Source organism: Luteimonas campi, assembly GCF_051162505.1.
In the GTDB taxonomy this organism is placed as follows: domain Bacteria; phylum Pseudomonadota; class Gammaproteobacteria; order Xanthomonadales; family Xanthomonadaceae; genus Luteimonas.
On sequence record NZ_JBNWEM010000003.1, the window covers coordinates 517603 to 536985 of the forward strand.

At 70.5% G+C, this 19383-nt stretch carries 15 protein-coding genes, 2 pseudogenes and 1 riboswitch; of the genes and pseudogenes, 8 read left to right on the forward strand and 9 right to left on the reverse strand.

The features are described from left to right. Positions 1 to 9: 9 nt before the first annotated feature. From ACQYVW_RS12270 to ACQYVW_RS12280, 3 genes are all read left to right on the forward strand, one after another. Entirely contained in the window at positions 10 to 693 is a 684-nt protein-coding gene (locus tag ACQYVW_RS12270; RefSeq protein ID WP_280942531.1) for a response regulator transcription factor, read from the forward strand. Then, on the forward strand, positions 680 to 2029 hold the full coding sequence (locus ACQYVW_RS12275; protein WP_434947169.1) for a sensor histidine kinase: 1350 nt from the start codon (positions 680 to 682) through the stop codon (positions 2027 to 2029). The genes ACQYVW_RS12270 and ACQYVW_RS12275 overlap by 14 nt, the downstream gene beginning before the upstream one ends. A gap of 189 nt (positions 2030 to 2218) precedes the next feature. Then, positions 2219 to 2857 (forward strand): protein-L-isoaspartate(D-aspartate) O-methyltransferase, encoded by a 639-nt coding sequence (locus ACQYVW_RS12280; protein WP_434947221.1) that lies wholly within the window; start codon positions 2219 to 2221, stop codon positions 2855 to 2857. A 152-nt stretch (positions 2858 to 3009) separates the two neighbouring features. Here ACQYVW_RS12280 and ACQYVW_RS12285 read toward each other — a convergent pair whose 3' ends face one another. The 3 genes from ACQYVW_RS12285 to metF all read right to left on the reverse strand — a co-directional run bounded on the left by ACQYVW_RS12285 (position 3010) and on the right by metF (position 5583). After that, positions 3010 to 3921, reverse strand: a complete 912-nt coding sequence (locus ACQYVW_RS12285; protein WP_434947170.1) for a branched-chain amino acid transaminase — start codon at positions 3919 to 3921, stop codon at positions 3010 to 3012. Between the two features lie 92 nt (positions 3922 to 4013). Next, on the reverse strand, positions 4014 to 4658 hold the full coding sequence (locus ACQYVW_RS12290) for a DUF4124 domain-containing protein (protein ID WP_434933575.1): 645 nt from the start codon (positions 4656 to 4658) through the stop codon (positions 4014 to 4016). A gap of 100 nt (positions 4659 to 4758) precedes the next feature. Continuing rightward, positions 4759 to 5583 carry a methylenetetrahydrofolate reductase [NAD(P)H] gene (metF, locus tag ACQYVW_RS12295; protein WP_434947171.1) on the reverse strand — a complete coding sequence of 275 codons (825 nt, stop codon included), beginning with the start codon at positions 5581 to 5583 and terminating at the stop codon, positions 4759 to 4761. Between the two features lie 274 nt (positions 5584 to 5857). On the opposite strand from metF, the gene ACQYVW_RS12300 reads away from it, so the two are divergent. The 3 genes from ACQYVW_RS12300 (at position 5858) to ACQYVW_RS12310 (ending at position 8291) form a co-directional block, all read left to right on the forward strand. Beyond that, on the forward strand, positions 5858 to 6412 hold the full coding sequence (locus ACQYVW_RS12300; RefSeq protein WP_434947172.1) for a DUF3228 family protein: 555 nt from the start codon (positions 5858 to 5860) through the stop codon (positions 6410 to 6412). Positions 6413 to 6696: 284 nt separating this feature from the next. Next, positions 6697 to 7857, forward strand: a complete 1161-nt coding sequence (locus ACQYVW_RS12305) for a zinc-dependent alcohol dehydrogenase (RefSeq protein ID WP_434947173.1) — start codon at positions 6697 to 6699, stop codon at positions 7855 to 7857. A 26-nt stretch (positions 7858 to 7883) separates the two neighbouring features. Beyond that, the gene (locus tag ACQYVW_RS12310) at positions 7884 to 8291 is read left to right on the forward strand and encodes a hypothetical protein (RefSeq protein ID WP_434933579.1); all 408 of its coding nucleotides are present in this window, start codon (positions 7884 to 7886) and stop codon (positions 8289 to 8291) included. 25 nt (positions 8292 to 8316) lie between these two features. Here ACQYVW_RS12310 and ACQYVW_RS12315 read toward each other — a convergent pair. The 5 genes and pseudogenes from ACQYVW_RS12315 to ahcY all read right to left on the reverse strand — a co-directional run. Then, positions 8317 to 8922, reverse strand: a pseudogene (locus ACQYVW_RS12315) (DUF2894 domain-containing protein); the annotation flags it as partial. Continuing rightward, on the reverse strand, positions 8897 to 9547 hold the full coding sequence (locus tag ACQYVW_RS12320) for an OmpA family protein (protein WP_434947174.1): 651 nt from the start codon (positions 9545 to 9547) through the stop codon (positions 8897 to 8899). The pseudogene ACQYVW_RS12315 and the gene ACQYVW_RS12320, both read right to left, overlap by 26 nt. After that, on the reverse strand, positions 9544 to 11640 hold the full coding sequence (locus tag ACQYVW_RS12325) for a DUF802 domain-containing protein (RefSeq protein WP_434947175.1): 2097 nt from the start codon (positions 11638 to 11640) through the stop codon (positions 9544 to 9546). The genes ACQYVW_RS12320 and ACQYVW_RS12325 overlap by 4 nt, the downstream gene beginning before the upstream one ends. Next, complete coding sequence (locus tag ACQYVW_RS12330) at positions 11637 to 12329, reverse strand: DUF3348 family protein (protein WP_434947176.1); 693 nt, start codon at positions 12327 to 12329, stop codon at positions 11637 to 11639. Before ACQYVW_RS12330 ends, ACQYVW_RS12325 begins: the two co-directional genes overlap by 4 nt. A 72-nt stretch (positions 12330 to 12401) precedes the next feature. Then, entirely contained in the window at positions 12402 to 13847 is a 1446-nt protein-coding gene (gene ahcY / locus ACQYVW_RS12335; RefSeq protein ID WP_434947177.1) for an adenosylhomocysteinase, read from the reverse strand. A gap of 34 nt (positions 13848 to 13881) precedes the next feature. Then, positions 13882 to 13959, reverse strand: a riboswitch (S-adenosyl-L-homocysteine riboswitch). Between the two features lie 189 nt (positions 13960 to 14148). Between ahcY and ACQYVW_RS12340 the strand changes: the two are divergent. Then, positions 14149 to 16595: pseudogene (locus ACQYVW_RS12340) on the forward strand (alpha/beta hydrolase family protein). A gap of 359 nt (positions 16596 to 16954) precedes the next feature. Here the strand turns inward: ACQYVW_RS12340 and metK are convergent. Continuing rightward, positions 16955 to 18163: a methionine adenosyltransferase gene (gene metK / locus ACQYVW_RS12345; RefSeq protein ID WP_434947178.1), complete on the reverse strand. Its 1209-nt coding sequence runs from the start codon at positions 18161 to 18163 to the stop codon at positions 16955 to 16957. 165 nt (positions 18164 to 18328) lie between these two features. Between metK and ACQYVW_RS12350 the strand changes: the two genes are divergently transcribed. Further along, entirely contained in the window at positions 18329 to 19363 is a 1035-nt protein-coding gene (locus ACQYVW_RS12350; protein WP_434947179.1) for a metal-dependent hydrolase, read from the forward strand. Positions 19364 to 19383: the final 20 nt, after the last annotated feature.

Here is a 19383-nt window from a genome sequence, read left to right on the forward strand (position 1 = left end):
CCCGCTTGCATGCGCATTCTCGTCATCGAAGACAACCAGGACATCGCGGCCAACCTCGGCGACTACCTGGAAGATCGCGGCCACACGGTCGATTTCGCCGCCGACGGCGTGACCGGCCTGCACCTCGCGGTGGTCCACGACTTCGATGCCATCGTGCTCGACCTCAACCTGCCGGGCATGGACGGGCTGGAGGTCTGCCGCAAGCTGCGCAACGACGCCCGCAAGCAGACGCCGGTGCTGATGCTCACTGCCCGCGACAGCCTGGACAACAAGCTGGCCGGCTTCGACTCCGGCGCCGACGACTACCTGGTCAAGCCCTTCGCCCTGCAGGAAGTGGAGGTACGCCTGAACGCGCTCTCGCGCCGCGGCAAGGGCGTGCAGACGCGGGTGCTGGACGTGGGCGACCTGGAATACAACCTCGACACCCTGGAAGTGCGCCGCCAGGGCAAGCTCGTGCAGCTCAATCCGACCGCACTGAAGATCCTGCAGGCGCTGATGGAAGCCTCGCCGGCGGTGGTCACGCGCCAGGATCTCGAGACCCGGGTCTGGGGCGAGGAACTGCCCGATTCGGATTCGCTGCGCGTGCACATCCACGGCCTGCGCGCGGTGATCGACAAGCCCTTCGACGTGCCGCTGATCCAGACCCGCCACGGCATCGGCTACCGCATCGCCGCGCCCGATGGCGCAGCCTGACGAGGCGCCGCCCGACCCGGGCGTCCGCAACCAGCGGGCTCGCCGCTACCGCAGGCGGCTGCGCAGCCGCATCATCCTGTCGTTCCTGCTGCTCAGCTTCACGCTGACGGCGCTGTTCGCGGTGGCCGCGGTCTACGTGGGTGCGCTGGTCGAGGACCAGGCGGTGGGCCGCATGCTCGAGCGCAATGTCGACGAGTACGCCGAGCGCTTCTATCGCGATACCTCCGCCGAGTGGGCGCCGCTCAACGACGTGCGGGCGATCGTCTACGGCCCGGACAAGCACCACAATGCGCCGCCGGACTGGGCCGAGCTCGACACCGGCGTCTACAGCATCACCGGCGAGGAGGGCGGGCGCCCCTTCGTCTACCGGCTGGTGGTGAAGAAGGATCCGGAGTACTGGTTCTTCCTCGCCCAGGACATGACCAATACGGCCGAAACCCGCGCCGAAGTGCAATGGATCATGATCGCCGCGGTCATCGTGTTCACCCTGCTGGCCGGATTCATCGGCTGGTGGTCGGCGTCGCGGGTGATGAGCCCGGTGTCGGAGCTCGCCAGGCGCATCGGCGAGTCGGGCGATGATTCGCGCCCGCAGGCGCTGGCCGACCACTTCCCCGACGACGAGGTCGGCGAACTGGCCAAGGCGCTGGACGACTACGCCGCGCGCCTGACCGAGGTGGTGCAGCGCGACCGCGAGTTCAACGCCGACGTCAGCCACGAGTTGCGCACGCCGCTGGCGGTGATCCGCGGCGCGGTCGAACTGCTGCTGTCGCGGCCGGAGCTCGATGCCAAGACCCGCGACCGGCTGCTGCGCATCCAGCGCGCCGAGCAGCAGTGCACCGACCTGATCAGCGCGTTGCTGCTGCTCTCGCGCAACGAGCGGGGACACGGCGCGACCGACGTGGCCAAGGTCGTCGAACAACTGTTCGACGCGCATCGCGGGCAGTTGGGCAGCAAACCCCTGCAACTGCGGGTCGAGGGCGCCGCCGGGCAGGTCGTGGTCGACGCCCCGGAATCGGCGGTGACCGTGGCCCTGGGCAACCTGGTCGGCAACGCGGTGAAGTACACGCGCGAGGGCGAGGTGGTGGTGCGCCTGTGTCATAACGCGGTGGACGTGGTCGATTCGGGCCCGGGGCTGAGCGCGGAGGACGCGGCGCGGCTGTTCGAGCGCGGCTATCGCGGCACCCACGCGGAGCATTCGCAGGGCGGTGGCATCGGCCTGTCGATCGTGCGGCGCCTGTGCGCGCTGTACGGCTGGAACGTGCGCGTCGTGCCCGGCGAGGTGCAGGGCGTGGTGGCGACGCTGACCTTCTCGCCCGAGCGGGTCGAGACGGGCTAAGCACGGCCGGACGCGCGGCGCGCGTAAGATCGCGGCATCAGGCTGCGGAAGGTGGGCGCGATGCCGGCATCTGGGACAGGCGGGCGCGGCAAGGGCTGGCGCAGGTGGGCGCTCGGCCTGTTGTGTGCGCATGCCACCGCTTGCGCCGCTCCGGCCACCGGCGCGGACGGCGACGAGGCGGCCCGGCGCCTGCACATGGTGGAACGCCAACTGGTCGGCCGCGGCATCGACGATGCGCGCGTGCTCGAGGCCATGCGCAAGGTGCCGCGGCACCGTTTCGTACCCGCAGAATCCGCGGCCGAGGCCTATCGCGACGAGCCCCTGCCGATCGGACACGACCAGACCATTTCCCAGCCCTACATCGTGGCGTTGATGACGCAGCTGGCGCGGCCGCGGCCGGGCGACCGTGTCCTGGAGATCGGGACCGGCTCGGGCTACCAGGCAGCGGTGCTGGCGGAGCTGGCGGGCGAGGTCTACAGCATCGAGATCCTGACGCCGCTGGCCACGCGGGCGGCCCTGCTGCTGCGCAGGCTGGGTTACTCCAATATCGCCGTGCGCAGCGGCGACGGCTATGCGGGATGGCCGGAGCGGGCGCCCTTCGACGCCATCGTGGTGACCGCGGCGCCCGACCACGTGCCCGCGCCGCTGCTGGAACAGCTGGGGCCCGGAGGACGGCTGGTGATCCCGGTCGGCCCGGTGCATGCGGTGCAGGAGCTGCGCGTGATCGAGAAGCGGGCGGACGGCAGCCTGGACGAGCGGGTGGTGACGCCGGTGCGTTTCGTGCCGCTGACCGGGGAGGCGGCGGACCGGGACCCGCGTGGCGAGTAGCGCGAAGCGTCCAGGCCAGGCCGCCGGTCAGCCCGTCGCACCCGCCCCTTTGCGGCGGCGAGCGGGGACGCGGGCGCCCGCACAGATCCACCTTCGGCAGGCGCCTGGCAGGATGCGGGCGGGAACCGTGGCGCGGCTCCCGCCCGATCGCCTTACACCGTCTCCAGCCAGCCGTGCTTGTCGGGCGTGCTGCCGTCGAACAGGCCGAAGAACAGTTCCTGGATCCGGCGCGTGACCGGGCCGGCCTTGCCGGCGCCGACCTGGCGGCCGTCGACCGAACGGATCGGCGTGATCTCGGCCGCGGTGCCGCACATGAACAGCTCGTCGCACAGGTACAGGTATTCGCGCGGCAGGTCGCGCTCGACCACCTCGATGCCCGCGTCGTGCGCCAGAGTGATGATCGAGTTGCGGGTGATGCCGTTGAGCAGGGCGGCGCTGACCGGCGTGGTATGCAGCACGCCGTCGAAGACCAGGAACAGGTTCTCGCCGGCGCCTTCGCTGAGCAGGCCGGTGGAGGCCAGGGCGATGCCTTCGCCGAAGCCCAGGCGCCGCGCCTCGCGCGCGACGAGCGTGCCCGAGAGGTAGTTGCCGCCGGCCTTGGCGCCCGCCGGAATGGTGTTGGGCGCGAAGCGCTGCCAGCTCGACACGCAGGCGTCGATGCCATTCGACAGGGCCTCGTCGCCGAGGTACTTGCCCATCTTCCAGGTCGCCACGGCCACGTCCACCGGCGTCTCGGCCGACAGCCCGAAGCCACCCAGCCCGCGGTACGCCACCGGGCGCAGGTAGTCGGTGGTATTGCCGTTGGCGGCGATCACTTCACGGCAGGCGGCGTTGATCTCGTCCAGCGAGTAGGGGATGTCGATCTCGTGGATCTTCGCCGACAGGTAGAGGCGCCGGTTGTGGTCGGTCAGGCGGAAGATCGCCGGGCCCTTGTCGGTGTCGTAGCAGCGGATGCCTTCGAACACCGACGAGCCGTAGTGCAGCGCGTGCGACATGACGTGGGTGGTGGCCTCGGCCCACGGCTTGATCGCACCGTTCTGCCAGATCCATTGCGGGTACTGCATGCAGCGCCTCGATACGTTTGAAACCGTCATTCTGCCCGATCACGGACCGCAGCCGGACATTGCGGCCACGACGGGCCCGCCATCCCGCCCAGCTAGAGGCTCAGCCACCAGCAATCGAGGTGCCGGCGCAGCGAGAACATCGTCTGCAGCGGCGTGATCCGGTCGGCGACCGTCTGCTCCACCACCAGGCCGGTGGGCGGACGCCGCGCAGCGCGGTGCTGCCCGGCGGCGGCCAGCACCGCGGGCGGCAAGGCGTCGGCCTCGTTGGATGCTTGCGACCCGGCGCCGCGATCAAGCGTGCGCCAGGACAGCGAGCCGCGCTCCGGCGCCACCACGACCGGCGCGGGCGGCGCCGGCTGCACCGGCACGATGCCGACGAGGGGGCGGCTGACGATGCCGTCGAGACGGCCCATGACGGCGTTGGCGCCGCGCGTGGACATGCCCGGCCAGTGGTAGATGCCGGCGAGGCGGTTCACGTCCCGGTTGTCGATGGCGGCGGTGAGTTCGTGCACCAGATCCTGCAGGCTGCGGCTGCAGTCGCGCCGGATCAGGCGCCCGCCCTGCTGCACCATGCTGGGCCGCGGCGCACGCTCGGTGGCACCCAGATCCTTGCACTGGCGGTCGGTGTAGACGTGTCCCCCGCCTTCGGTGACGCAGCGGCGGATCTGCGCCTGCGCCTCCATGGCCGGCACGGGCAGGCACAGCAGCAGGCAACAGGCAAGCAGGAGCGGACGCATCGGCCCAGCCTAGCGCCGCCGCCCGCAGGCGGGAAGGGCGCCGCGTCGCGCATTCAGCGGCCTGTGCGGAAGCGCGCTGCGCCCCTGCCCCCGGGGTGGGTCACGCCATGCGCGCGAGCACCGCCTGGGTCGGACGCGCCAGGTTGAGCGTATAGAAATGCAGGGCCGGCGCGCCTCCGGCGAGCAGCCGTTCGCACAGTCGCGCGACCACATCCGCGCCGAACTCGCGGATGCCCTCGGCGTCGTCGCCGAGAGCCTGCATCTTGCGACCGATCCAGCGCGGAATCTCCGCCCCGCACTGCTCGGAGAAACGGCGCAGCTGGGAGAAATTGGAGATCGGCATGATGCCCGGCACGATCGGCACCTCCACCCCGAGCGCGCGCACGGCATCGACGAAATGGAAGTACGCGTCGGCGTTGTAGAAATACTGGGTGATCGCCGCATCGGCACCCGCGTCGATCTTGGCCTTGAAGTGGCGCAGGTCGGCGAGCGCGTCCTCGGCCTGCGGATGGGTCTCGGGGTAGGCGCCGACCTCGATATGGAAGTGGTCGCCATGCTGCTCGCGGATGAAGCCGATCAGGTCGGCGGCGTAGCGCAGGTCGCCGGGCTGGCCCATGCCGGAGGGCAGGTCGCCCCGCAGCGCGACGATGCGGCGGCAGCCGAGTTCGCGGTAGCGGTGCAGCAGGGTCGCGATCTCGGCGCGGGTGCCACCGACGCAGGACAGGTGCGGGGCGGCGTCGAGTCCGTGCGTCTGCAGCAGGCCCTGCACGGTGTCGGCCGTGTAGCTCAGAGTGGACCCGCCGGCACCGAAGGTGCACGACACGTATTCGGGCGCGTGCGCCTTGAGCTTGCCGACAGTGCGGTCGAGCTGGCTGCGCTGCTCGTCGGTCTTGGGCGGGTAGAACTCGAAGCTGATCGGGGTCATGGCTGGCGCGGCCCGGGAAAGACGGCGGGATTATATCTCTATATCGCGATGGAAGTGTAGAGATTGCCGGCAGGGGTGGCGGCCCAGCCGCGCTCTGTCCCCCGGTGGCGGCCTGTCCGGACCTGGCGTCCGCAGGTCGGGGCTGGATACCGCGGTTTGCCGGGTTGCGACCGGGGCGTGATGCCGCCTATCGCGGGACGCCTGCCAGGGCCCGGGCGCGTGTCCCCGGGCATCGAGCGGCTAAGCTGCGCCCCCGTACCGCTTCCGTGTCCGCATGCGCATCATCCTCACCCCCTTCGCCCGAGCGCGCCTGTTCCCGCGCGAGCCGCGCCCCAACACCATCCGTGACTGCACGCCGGAGCAGTTCGAGCGGCGGCTCAACGACGAGCCACCGCTGCGGGTGCTGGAGGGCTACGCACCGTTCTGCAGACTGCACGTGCATCGCAACTGGACCAGTACGCGCTGCCTCACCGTGCCGGTCACCGACGGCAACCGGCACCTGCTGCGCTCGGGCTATGAAGCGCGTACGAAGGCCGAACTGCCGGTGCTGGTGCGCTGGTTCGAGGGCGTGGAGCCGCCGGTGGCGGACTATCTGGTGGCGATCCTCTACAGCGCGGCGCAGCTGGCCACGGAGGGCGCGCCGATCGAAGGCGACTGGGGCATCGTCGGCTGCCTCTATACGGCCACGCCCGAGGAGATCCCGATGGCGCCGATCACGATGATGCGCAATGCGCTGGGCGTGGAGGAGGGCGGCTCCGGCGTGAGCCTGGACCGCGAGGCCTATCGGCGCAGCGTGGAGTTCTGGGAAGCAAACGCGAACTGGCGCTGATGCGGCTGGCCGCCTGGGCCGAGCCGCCGGGTTTGCAGTCGCACGGTCCGAGCCCACCGGCGCGGGTTCCCCCGGGACGTCCGGATGGGCGTCGCTGTTCCGTCGCGTCAGAACCTAAGCCCCTCGCAAGACAGTCTTCGACGAACTCTGCAGGATCTGGACGGCCGGTCCTGAACGGGGATCACGCAGCGCCCACGAATCCGACGCACCATGTTCACGGCTTGCGCGCGAAGGTCTGCATGTCGCCGGCGTCCCGACCGGCGTTGCTTCCTTCGGAGAACCCCATGTTGGCCACCACCTATCGGCGACCGCGCAGGATGCGCATCGAGCACGTCGCCGAGCCCCAGATCGAGCACCCCAACGACGCCATCGTCCGCGTGACGCGCAGCTGCATCTGCGGTTCGGACATCCATATCTACAACGGCCTGGTGCCCGATACGCGGGTGGGTTCGATCATCGGCCACGAATTCTGCGGCGTGGTGGAGGAAGTCGGCCCTTCGGTGCAGAACCTGAAGGTGGGCGACCGCGTGCTGGTGCCGTTCAACATCTTCTGCGGCAGCTGCTACTTCTGCCAGAAGGAGCTGTACGGCAATTGCCACAACGTCAACTCGCAGGCCAGCGCGATGGGCGGCTTCTACGGCTACACGCACACCGCCGGCGGCTACGACGGCGGCCAGGCGGAGTACGTGCGGGTGCCCTTCGCCGACGTGGGCCCGACGATCATTCCCGACGACATCCACATCGAGGATGCGGTACTGCTGACCGATGCCTTCCCGACCGGCTACCAGGCCGCGGAGATGGGCAGCATCCGCGAGGGCGACACGGTCATCGTGTTCGGTGCCGGCCCGGTGGGCCTGTTCGCCGCGAAGAGCGCCTGGTTCTTCGGCGCCGGCCGGGTGATCGTGGTCGACTGCGAGGAGTACCGGCTCGAGTTCGCCAGGAAGTTCGCCCATGCCGAGACGGTGAACTTCAAGGAGGTGGACGACATGGCCACCCACCTGAAGAAGATGACCGACTGGCTGGGCGCGGACGTCTGCATCGATGCGGTCGGTTGCGACGCCACCGGCAGCGCCTTCCACAGCTTCACCGGCAAGATTGCGATGATCCAGGCCGGCTCGCCCATCGCCCTGCACTGGGCGATCAACAGCGCGCGCAAGGGCGGGCGCATCTCGATCGTGGGCGTGTACGGGCCCACGTTCAACATGATTCCGATCGGCAACGCGGTCAACAAGGGTCTGACCCTGCGCATGAACCAGGCAAGCGTGAAGCGGCACCTGCCGCGGCTGATCGAGCATATCCGCGCGGGCCACATTTCGCCGCGCGAGATCATCACCCACCGCATTCCGCTCGAGGACGTCGCCGACGCCTACGACATCTTCGTCAACAAGCGCGATAACTGCATCAAGCCCGTGCTCATTCCGCCCTCTGCGCGGGATGCGGCGTGAGCGCGGGCGAAGGACGGGAGACCACCATGGACACCGCAAGCAAGTTTGACCACATTCCCGGCTGGGGCTCGGACCTGCCGCGCGAGAACCGGCCGGCCGTTCCGATGGAGCGCACGCCGCCAAGACTCGACGTGCCCTGGAGCGATCCGCCGCCGCAGCAGCCGATGACGGTCGAAGTGCTGCGTTCGGTCGAGCGGCCGGAGCACTCGCGCACCTTCGGCACCCGGCTGCCTCCCAAGGGCATGAGCGGAGCGCTCCGGCGCGCGGCGTTCCGCCACAGCGAGAACGACCTGCGCCACTGGCTCACCCTGATCGCCGCCGACCGCGTGAACGTGGTCGAGGGCCTTTGCCAGGACCTGAAGCGTTCGCCGGCGAAGGCGATTGCGCTGGGCGCGGGGATCGTGGCGCTGGCGTGGTGGCTCGCTCGGGACTGATCCACGCAACGCCGGCCAAGGCGTCGACGTAGCCGAGGAAATGGCGTAGATAATCCGGCGCGGTGTCGTGCATCAGCGCCAGAGCGCGGTGTACCAGCACGGTCGAATTCATCGGTCCTGCATCCTCGGGCACGTCGGCGAGCGCGTGCCGCAGCTGGCTGTCGATGCGCAGACGCGCCCACGTGTGTCGGAATGCATCGAGCGCGGGCAGCGGCGGAAACGTCCCGGCGTGCGGCCGCGGGTCCGGATCGGGTGGGCTGCTGGCATCGCGGCCGGGGTCGGGCCGTGTCCCGGGGCCGCTCCCCGCGAATGCAGCGCCACCAGCGCCCCGGGCGCGCGGAAACTGCCCGAGCAGCGTGGACAGCGCGATGGCCCCGGCCACGGGCCGCTCCGACGCAGGCGTCGATCGCGCAGCGGCGTCCGCGCGCGCGCGCAGCTCGGCGTCGACCAGGTCCCGCAGCCTTGCGTCCACTGCGCTGCGCGCGGCACCGTCGAGCCGCGCCGCCCGGGCTGCGAGCGCTTCGATCCGATGCTCGCGTAGCCGTTTGCGCGCCCCCGGGGACGAGTCGCGCAGGCCCTGCACCAGCGCGAGGATGTCGTCCCGGTCAGCGCCCACGGCTGGCGTCGCCACCCTGGCGCGGTCGCGGCATCGGTGCGATTTCCACCCGGCGGTTGCGCGCGCGCCCGGCCTCGTCGGCGTTCGAGCCCACCGGCTGCTGCGCGCCGAAGGCGGCCGCGAACACCGAATCCGCCCGCAGGCCTTCCTCGATCAGCACGCGGGTGACGGTCAGCGCGCGCTGCGCCGACAGTTCCCAGTTGTCGACATAGCGGCGGTTGCCGCCCAGTACCGGGCGATCGTCGGTGAAGCCGCTGACCATCAGGATCTCCTCGCGGGCGGCGAGATAGTCCGACAGCGGGCGCGCCAGCTCCCTCAGCAGGGCACGGCCTTCGTCCTGCAGTGCATCGGAGTTGAGCGCGAACAGCACATTGCCGCGGATGCCGATGCGGCCGTCGACCAGGGTGACGCGACCGGCCGCCAGGGGCACGGCCAGCGCCCGCTCCAGCTGCTGGCGTTGCGCGGCTGCGCGCGCCTGTTCGCGCTCGATCTCGTCCAGTTGCGCGGCGGTGTGCAGGTGCATGCCGACCACGCCGAGCAGGATCAGCACGAACACGCCCAGCATCACCGCCATCAGGTCGCCGAAGGCGGCCCAGATGGTAGCGGTGTCGCCGCCGTCGGCCTCGATCCCCGCGCTCACGCTTCGGCTGCCTGGCGCAGGTCGGCCACGCGCTGCAGTTCGGCGATGATCTGCTGCTGCGACAGCACGCTCAGTTCGACCACTTCACGCGCCTGCGCAACGTAGTAGGCCAGCTGTTCGTCGCTGCGCGCCAGCGAGCCGTCCAGCGCGCCGGCCACCTGCTGCAGGCGCTCGAGCAGCGCTTCGTTGGCCTGCCCGAAGCTCTCGACCGCGGCGCCGAACGCATCGCCCAGCCCGGCCACGTCGGCCGCACCCGCGGTGAGCTGGCCGGCCGCGGCATCCAGCCGGCCGGCCTCAAGCTCGATGCGCTCGACCAGGCGGGCACCGGTGCGCTCGAGCAGATCGGCCGAGGTGGTGACCAGCGCATCCACCGCGGCGCGCTGTTCGCCGGAGGCGTGGTTCACCGCATCGAGCAGCGTCTGCAGCGTGGCCAGCAGGCGCGCGCGCTCGTCCAGCATCGCGGTATCGCGGACCATGCTGTCCGACAGCGACTGGCGCAGTTCGCCCACCACTTCGGCCGCCGCGCGCGGCGCCTCGGCGGCGGTCTGCATCAGCCGCGAAACCTCGGCGATGGTGGCGCCTGCATGCGCCTGGGCCTGCGCGGCGATTTCGCCGGCAGTGCGCTCCAGGGTGGCGCAGATCTCCTGCTGGCGGCTGGCGACATGCTCGCCGGCCTGCTCCCAGCGACGCGCGAGTTCGCCGGACGTGGCGTCGAATGCGCCGGCCCAGGCGGCCAGGCGTGCTTCGTCGCCGGAGGCGAGCGCGGCCTGCAGCGCCTGGTGGGACTGCTGCAGTTGATCCAGCAGACCGGTGGCCTGCTGGCCGAAGGCGGCCGAGGCCGTGGCCAGCGCGGCTTCGTTGCGTACGGCAAGGGCGTTGTTCGCCGCGTCCTGGCGGGCCAGCGCCTGCTCCAGGGCCGTGCCCACCTGGCTGCCCGTCGCCTCCAGGCGTGCGGCGATGCCGTCGATCAGGCCGCTGGCCTGGCGCTCCTGCGCCTGCGCCGCCTGGGCGAAAACCTCGCGCAGTTCGCCCGCCAGCCCCGCGTTGGCGCGCTGCTGTTCGGCCAGCGCCAGCGTCCAGCTGTGCGCGGCGCGCTCGCTCGCGGTCTCGAAGCCGATGGTGAGCGCGTCCAACTGTCGCTCCACGGCCTGGTCCACGGTCTCGCGCAGCGCGCTGGTGTCGCGCGCCATGCCGGCCAGGGTGGTCTCGATCACCGGCTGCAGCGCGCCGGTCACCGCGCGGCTGCTTTCGGCCACGCTCTGCGCCAGCGACTGGCCGACCGAGCCGGCGAGCTGGGCATAGGCGTGTTCGACATTGGCGTGGAAGGCATCCTGGCGCGCCTGCAGCTGCGCATCGGCGGCGCTGGCGCGGGCTTCGAGCGCGTGGCTCATCTCCTGCAGGCGGTCCACCAGCGCCGGCATCAGTTCGGCCTGGCGCTGCAGCAGGCCGAAGGCCTGTTCGCGCTGGTGCGCCTGCGAGTACGCGCGCAGCGGGCCGGCAATGGCGGCGTCCAGAGGCGGCAGCAGCTGCAGGCGTTCGCGCCGCGCGAGCGTGGACAGGAGGCTCAGCGCGGCCGAGGCACCGACGCCGGCGATCGAGGTACCGAAGGCCAGCGCCAGCCCGCGCACCGGATTGGACAGGGAGCCACGGATCGCGTCCAGGTCGACGGCGCTGTCGAGCGCCAGCCCGGTGCCGCGCAGGGTGGCCATCATGCCCAGCAGGGTGCCGAGCATACCGAGCAGCACCAGCAGGGCGGCCAGCGAAGGCGCCAGCGCCGGCGCGGGCAGGGCGGCCTGCCCGGCTTCGATGCGCAGGCGCACAGGCGTGCGCAGGGCGGGCTGCAGCCGTTCCAGCCAGGCGCCGAGTCCGCTCCCTGCGCTGTCGGTGGCGTCGAGCGCGCGCGCCAGGCTGGTCGTGGCCTGGCGATAGCGATGCAGCTCCAGTGCGCCGGCCAGGTAGCAGGCGACGATCAGCGCGACCACCACCACGCCCAGCAGGCTGCTGCCGAGGTAGCCGGCGCCGATCCAGCCGATGATGGCCAGGCCGGCAAGGAAGATGCAGGGAAACAGGAGCGGGTAGGGGCGTGCGGTCATGGACTCGGGTCGGGAGTGCGAAGCGCGGCGAGCAGCGCCTCGACGGGTGAGAAACGCAGGTCGGATTCGGCGAGCAGCAGCTCGCGCAGGTCGAGGCGGAAACGGTCGAGCCAGGCGGGCGCGCCCTGGGTAGGGACGGATGCCGGGTCCGCTGCCGATGCCTCGGCGCGCATGCGCTCGAAGTGCGCGGCCAGCAGGTCCGGCACGCTGGACAGCAGCGCATGCTCGCGCGGCGCCAGCACCTGTTCCATCGCGGCGTCGACCTCGGCCAGACGGGCGTGCGCCGGGCGTGCAGCCAGCATGTCGCGCAGTCGCCCGCGCAGCCGCCCGGTCGCCGCGAGCATCGCGCGCTGGTGTGCGAGAACACAGGCCCGGAATGGCGCGAACTCGGCGACATCGGCGCCGGGCACGGCCAGCAGCGGATCGCGCTCGATGGCCTCGCGCAGCTGCGCGCGCAGCTGGCTGCAGGCGGCGTCGTCGCTCGCCTCGAAGCCGGACCCGTCGGTGGCCGGCTGGGCGACGTCGAGCGCCGTGGCCAGGGTCACCGCCCGTGGCCAGTCGATCCACTGGGCGAGGGTGGCGGCCAGCGGCCCATCCGGACGGGCGCCCGCGCCAACGGCGGCCACGCGCGCCAGCAGGCGTACGAAGACAGGGCCGGCGAGCGGAGCGGGGAGGGAAGCGCTGGTCATGCTGTCTGCATCGGTAAAAAAGAACCGGGCGCCACAGGGCGCCCGGCAGTGGTGCCGCGGTGTTCCGCGGACTCAGTAGCGGTAGTGCTCCGGCTTGTACGGCCCTTCGACCGCGACGCCCAGGTAGTCCGCCTGTTCCTGGGTGAGCCTGGTCAGCTTCACGCCGATCTTCTCGAGGTGCAGGCGCGCCACTTCCTCGTCCAGCTGCTTGGGCAGGATGTAGACCTTGGCCTCGTAGCTGTCCTTGTTGGCCCACAGGTCGATCTGCGCCAGCGTCTGGTTGGAGAACGAGTTGGACATCACGAAGCTCGGGTGGCCGGTGGCGCAGCCCAGGTTCACCAGGCGGCCCTCGGCCAGCAGGAAGATCGCGTTGCCGTTGGCGAAGGTGAACTTGTCCACCTGCGGCTTGATGTTGGTGCGCACCGCGCCCGAGACATACAGCGCATCGACCTGGATCTCGTTGTCGAAGTGGCCGATGTTGCAGACGATGGCCTGGTCCTTCATCGCCTGCATGTGCGCCAGGGTGACGATGTCCTTGTTGCCGGTGGTGGTGACGTAGATGTCGGCGCGGCCGAGGGTGTCCTCGATCGTGGTGACCTCGTAGCCTTCCATCGCCGCCTGCAGCGCGCAGATCGGGTCGATCTCGGTGACGATCACGCGTGCGCCGTAGGCGCGCAGCGACGCCGCCGAACCCTTGCCCACGTCGCCGTAACCGCACACCACGGCGACCTTGCCGGCCAGCATCACGTCGAGCGCGCGCTTGAGGCCGTCGGCCAGCGACTCGCGGCAGCCGTAGAGGTTGTCGAACTTGCTCTTGGTGACAGAGTCGTTGACGTTGATCGCCGGCACCAGCAGCTTGCCCTGTTCGGCCAGCTGGTAGAGGCGGTGCACGCCGGTGGTGGTCTCTTCCGAGACGCCCTTCCAGCCCGCGACGACCTTCGTCCAGTAACCGGGACGCTCCACGGCCACGCGCTTGAGCAGGTTCTTGATCACCTGCTCCTCGTGGCTGCCCGAGGGCGAGTTCACCCAGCTCTCGTCGCCCTTCTCCAGCTCATAGCCCTTGTGAATCAGCAGGGTCACGTCGCCGCCGTCGTCCACCACCAGCTCCGGGCCGAGGAAGCCGCCCTTGCCGTCGGGGAAGCTCAGCGCGTCGAGCGTGCAGTCCCAGTATTCCTCCAGCGTCTCGCCTTTCCAGGCGAACACGGGGGTGCCGGTGGCGGCGATGGCCGCGGCGGCGTGGTCCTGGGTCGAGAAGATGTTGCACGAGGCCCAGCGCACGTCGGCGCCGATGTCCTTGAGCGTCTCGATCAGTACCGCGGTCTGGATGGTCATGTGCAGCGAACCGGTCACCCGCACGCCCTTGAGCGGGGCGGTCGCGGCGTGCTTGCGGCGGATCGACATCAGGCCGGGCATCTCGTGCTCGGCGATGTCGAGCTCCTTGCGGCCCCAGTCGGCCAGCGAGATGTCGGCGACCTTGTAGTCGCCTTCCTGGGAGAAGGTCTTCACTTGTGCGTTCATGTGGTGCTCCGTCCTCGGGAGTCCAAGGGACTCATGCTGACGGGCGCCGTTGTCGCAGTCGCTCCCGCCGAGCCTGGCCACGGTGTCCGCGGTCGCAGCGCCCCTCGGTGGGGGGCGGAATTGTATCGCTTCCGGCCCTTGCGAGGCTGAATCGGGCGGGCCGGAAGCAGCGGGTGGGCTGGCGCCATGACCATCGCCACGGGGCCGCCCACCGTGGATCTGGCTATCCTGCCCGGTTCGATGAACAAGGGGAGTGCCCGGCATGAGAACCGGTTTTCTGCGGCGTGTCCGCCCGCTGTTGCTGATCGCGGCGCTGGCCGCGCCACTGCCGCTGCTGGCGCAGGCGCCAGCGGCCTCCGGCTTGGACACGCCGGGTTACCGGCTGCCGGCGGACGAGCTGCGCGCGATCGTCGATGCGCCTTCGGCGCCGCGGCTGTCGCTGTCGCCGCGGGGCGACCTGCTGGCCTACATGCAGGTGCCTGCGTTGCCGGGCATCGAGGTGGTGGCGCAGCCGGAGCTGAAGCTCGCAGGCCTGCGCATCCATCCGCGCGCGCATTCGGCCAGTGCCTTCAGCTTCATCGACGACCTGTGGCTGCAGCAGGTCGGGGACGGAACCGAGCGTCGCATCCAGGGCCTGCCGCAGCCGCTGAAACTGTCCTCGCTGCAGTGGTCGCCGGACCAGCGCCACATCGCCTTCAGCCATGTCGATGCGCGCGCGGGGCGGGTGGAGCTGTGGCTGGTGGACGTGGCGGCCGCCAGCGCGCGCCGCCTGCTGGAGCAGCCGCTCAACGCGGTGCCCGGCAACGGCTTCGACTGGCTGCCCGACAGCAGCGGCCTGCTGGTGTTGCTGCGTCCCGGGGCCAGGGGCAAGCGCCGCAGGATGCCGGCATCCCGGCCGGCCCCAACATCCAGGAAACCGGCGGTGGCGGCCAGGTCCAGAGCCTGCGCACCTACCAGGACCTGCTGCGCAACCCGCACGACGAGGCGCTGTTCGCCTACTACCTGACTAGCCAGCTGGCGCAAGTGTCGCTGGACGGCAACGTGCGCAATATCGGCGGCCCGGAGCTCTACGTCGGCGCCTCGATCTCGCCCGACGGCCGCCACTTGCTGCGCCAGCGCCTCGAGCGTCCGTTTTCCTACCTGGTGCCGTATTCGCGCTTTCCGCGCCGCATCGACGTGACCGACCTCGACGGCCGCACGCTGCACACCGTGGCGGTGCGGCCGCTGGTCGAAGGCCTGCCCACCGGCAACGATGCGGTGCCGACCGGCGTACGCGGCATCGACTGGCGCGCGGATGCGCCCGCCACCCTGGTCTGGGCCGAGGCGCAGGACGGCGGCGATCCCGCGCGCGAGGCCGAGGTGCGCGACCGCGTGTTCGCCCACGCCGCGCCGTTCAGCGGCGAGCCGCAGGTGCTGGCCGACCTGTCGATGCGCTTCGACGGCATCGAATGGGGCGATGGCGACCTGGCCCTGCTCTACGAGAGCTGGTGGAAGACGCGGCGCCTGCGCGAGTGGCGCCTGGCGCCGAACGCTGGTGGCAAGCCTTCGCTGCTGCGCGAAGCCTCGAGCGAAGACCGCTACGGCGATCCGGGTGCGCCGGTGACGCGGGTGGACGAGCGCGGCTTCAGTCGCCTGCTGACCACCGGCAACGGCGAGATGATCTATCGCATCGGCGCCGGCGCCTCGCCCGAGGGCGACCGTCCCTTCCTGGACCGCCAGGACCTGGCCAGTGGCCGCAGCGAACGCCTGTTCCAGTCGCAGGCGCCCTGGTACGAAGCGCCGTTCGCCCTGCTGGACGGGGAAGCCACGCGCATCCTGACCACGCGCGAATCGCCCACCGAGCCTGCGAACGTGCTGCTGCGCCATCCGGGCAGCGACGCCCAGCCGGTGGCGCTGACCGATTTCCCGCATCCGACCCCGGCACTGCGTGGCGTGAGCAAGGAGCAGATCCGCTACGTGCGCGACGATGGCGTCGAACTCACCGCCGATCTCTACCTGCCCGTCGGCTACGACAGCGAGCGCGACGGCGCCCTGCCGATGCTGATGTGGGCATATCCGCGCGAGTTCAAATCCGCCGACGCTGCCAGCCAGGTGCGCGGCTCGCCGTATCGCTTCAACCGAATCAGCTACTGGGGGCCGCTGGCCTTCCTGGCGCAGGGCTATGCGGTGCTCGACGGCCCGACCATGCCGATCGTCGGCGAGGGCGATGCCGAGCCCAACGACAGCTACGTCAGGCAACTGGTGGCGAGCGCGCAGGCGGCGGTGGACGAGGTGGTGCGCCGCGGCGTGGCCGATCGCGATCGCATCGCCATCGGCGGACACTCCTACGGCGCCTTCATGACCGCCAACCTGCTCGCGCATTCGGACCTGTTCCGCGCCGGCATCGCCCGCAGCGGCGCCTACAACCGCTCGCTCACGCCGTTCGGCTTCCAGGCCGAGGAGCGCAACTACTGGCAGGCCACCGAGACCTACCACGCGATGTCGCCGTTCGACCACGCCGACCGCATCAACGAACCGGTGCTGCTGATCCACGGCGAGGAGGACAACAATTCAGGCACCTTCCCGATGCAGAGCGAGCGCATGTTCGCCGCGATCAAGGGCCTTGGAGGCACAGCGCGCCTGGTGATGCTGCCGCGCGAATCGCACGGCTACCGCGCCCGCGAATCGATCCTGCACATGCTGGCCGAGACCAGCGACTGGCTCGATACCCATGTGCGCAACGCCGGGCCGCGCCCCTCGACGCCGTAGCCTCGCGGCCGTGCGGCCCGTGGTACGTGCCACGGGCCGATCGCATGCGGGCCAGGCCGCCTGCGGACATCACCCCCGCGCGGCCACAGGCATCCGGCCATATCCACGCGCAGCGACGAGCTACCAGTTCATCGTTCCCGCCAACCCGCGAATCTAGCGGCGGCGCCGCCTGCCGGCGGCACGCCAGTTCGTCGTTCGCGCGAGCGCGGGAATCGTGCGGCGCTTGCCGCTCGCAGGCGGGGATCGGCGGGCCCTGGCATGCGCAGGGCGCCACCTGCCCGCAGGGACCACGATCGAACATCCGGATAAAAAACGGGCCGCTTTCGCGGCCCGTTTCCATTCCAGCTTGGCGCTGGCGACTAGAGCTTCGCGGCCTTGCGCAGTTCCTCGGCGCGGTCGGTCTTCTCCCAGGAGAAGGCGGTGGCGGTGTGCTTGTTGCCGGCACCGTCGACGTAGCTGATTTCCTTCGGCTTGCGGCCGAAGTGGCCGTAGGCGGCGGTGGCCTGGTAGATCGGATGCTCCAGGTCGAGCATGCGGGTCAGGCCGTAGGGGCGCAGGTCGAAGTGGCGGCGGATCAGCTTCTCGATCACGTCGTCGCCGACCTTGCCGGTGCCGAAGGTGGTGACCGAGATCGAGGTCGGCTCGGCCACGCCGATGGCGTAAGACACCTGCACCTCGCACTTGTCCGCCAGGCCGGCGGCCACGATGTTCTTGGCGACGTAGCGCGCGGCGTAGGCGGCCGAACGGTCGACCTTGGAGGGATCCTTGCCCGAGAACGCGCCGCCGCCGTGGCGGGCCATGCCGCCGTAGGTATCGACGATGATCTTGCGCCCGGTCAGGCCGCAGTCGCCCACCGGCCCGCCGATCACGAACTTGCCGGTCGGGTTGATGTGCACCTTGTTCTTGCCCAGCGCCTCGAGCCACTTCTTCGGCAGCACCGGCTTGAGGATGTGCTCGCGCACGGCCTCGACCAGGTCCTTCTGCTTGATGTCCGGATCGTGCTGGGTCGACAGCACCACCGCGTCCAGGCCGAGCACGCTGTTGCCGTCGTAGCGCAGGGTGACCTGCGACTTGGCGTCCGGACGCAGCCACTTGAGCTTGCCGCTCTTGCGCACCTTGGCCTGCTGTTCGACCAGGCGGTGGCTGTAATAGATCGGCGCGGGCATGAACTCGGGCGCCTCGTTGCAGGCGTAGCCGAACATCAGGCCCTGGTCGCCCGCGCCCTGCTGTTCGGGCTTCTTGCGGTCCACGCCCTGGTTGATGTCCGGCGACTGCTTGCCGAGCATGTTGATGATCGCGCAGGTGTGGCCGTCGAAGCCGACGAACGAATTGTCGTAGCCGATGCCGTTGATGACCTTGCGCGCCAGCGCCTCGATGTCCACCCAGGCGCTGGTGGTGACCTCGCCGGCAACGATCGCCGCGCCGGTCTTCACCAGCGTCTCGCAGGCCACGCGGGCGCGCTTGTCCTGGGCCAGGATGGCGTCCAGCACCGCATCGGACAACTGGTCGGCGATCTTGTCCGGATGGCCTTCCGAGACCGATTCGGAGGTGAACAGGTAGCTGGACATCGGCTATATCCTTCAATTCGGATGAAAAGATGGGTGCGGATGATACACGGGCGGTCCCGGCTGCGCACCCCGCCAGCCGGACCGCAGGTTAACGCGCGCCGGTCGGCGGCGCTGCGCGGCGCCATGCCGGCGGGAAGCCGCCCGCTCGCCGCCTAGAATGCGGCGATGGACTCCCTCTCCCAGCTCCTGCTTGGCGCGGCGGTGGCCGGCGCCGCGGTTCCCGCCGCGCACCGGCGCGCCGCCATGCTCGCCGGCGCGGCCCTCGGCACGCTGCCCGACCTCGACTCCTTCCCGATCGCGCTGTTCACCGACGATCCGGTGGCGCTGATGACCCTGCACCGCGGCGCCAGTCACTCGCTGTTCGTATTGCCGCTGCTGGGCTGGGCGATCTGGGCCTTCTTCCGCAGGCGTGGGGGGCGCGTGGCGCAGGCGCCGCGTGGCTGGTTCTGGGCGATCCAGCTGGCGCTGTTCACGCATCCGCTGCTCGACGCCTTCACGGTCTACGGCACCCAACTGCTGTGGCCGCTGCCGATGCCGCCGGTGATGTGGTCGAGCGTCTTCATCATCGATCCGGGCTATACGCTGTGGCTGCTGGTCGGCGTGGCGGTGGCCGTCTTCGCCGGGCCGAAGCCCGCCGCGCGGCGCGCCCTGCTGGCCGGGCTGGCGCTCAGCTGCGGCTACCTGGGCTGGTCGCTCGTGGCCAAGGGCATGGTCGAGCGCGAGGCGGAGCGCTCGCTGGCGGCTCTGGGGATGGCCGATGCACCGCGCTTCACGGTGCCGATGCCGTTCAATACCCTGCTGTGGCGGGTGGTGGCGATGACGCCCGAGGGCTTCGTGGAAGGCGAGCATTCGCTGGTCGCCGACTCGCATCCCATCGCGTTCCGGCACCATCACTCAGAGGTGGATGCCCTGGCCGCGGCCGGGAATATCCCGGCGGTGGTGCGGCTGCAGTGGTTCAACCGCGGCCTCATGAAGGCGCAGGTGCGCGACGGATACCTGGTGCTCAGCGATCTGCGCATGGGCGCCGAGCCCGACTACAGCTTCAACTTCTCCGTGGCCCGACGCGATGGCGACGGCTGGCGCGCGGTGCCGCCCGAGCAGCTGTCCTGGCCCTGGGAGGCGCACCGCCGCCTGGCGCAGATGTGGGAGCGGATCTGGGTCGAGCCGGACTCGTCTCCGGTCCAGCCCGGCAGCCGCTGAAGGCGCCGGCCGGCGGGGCG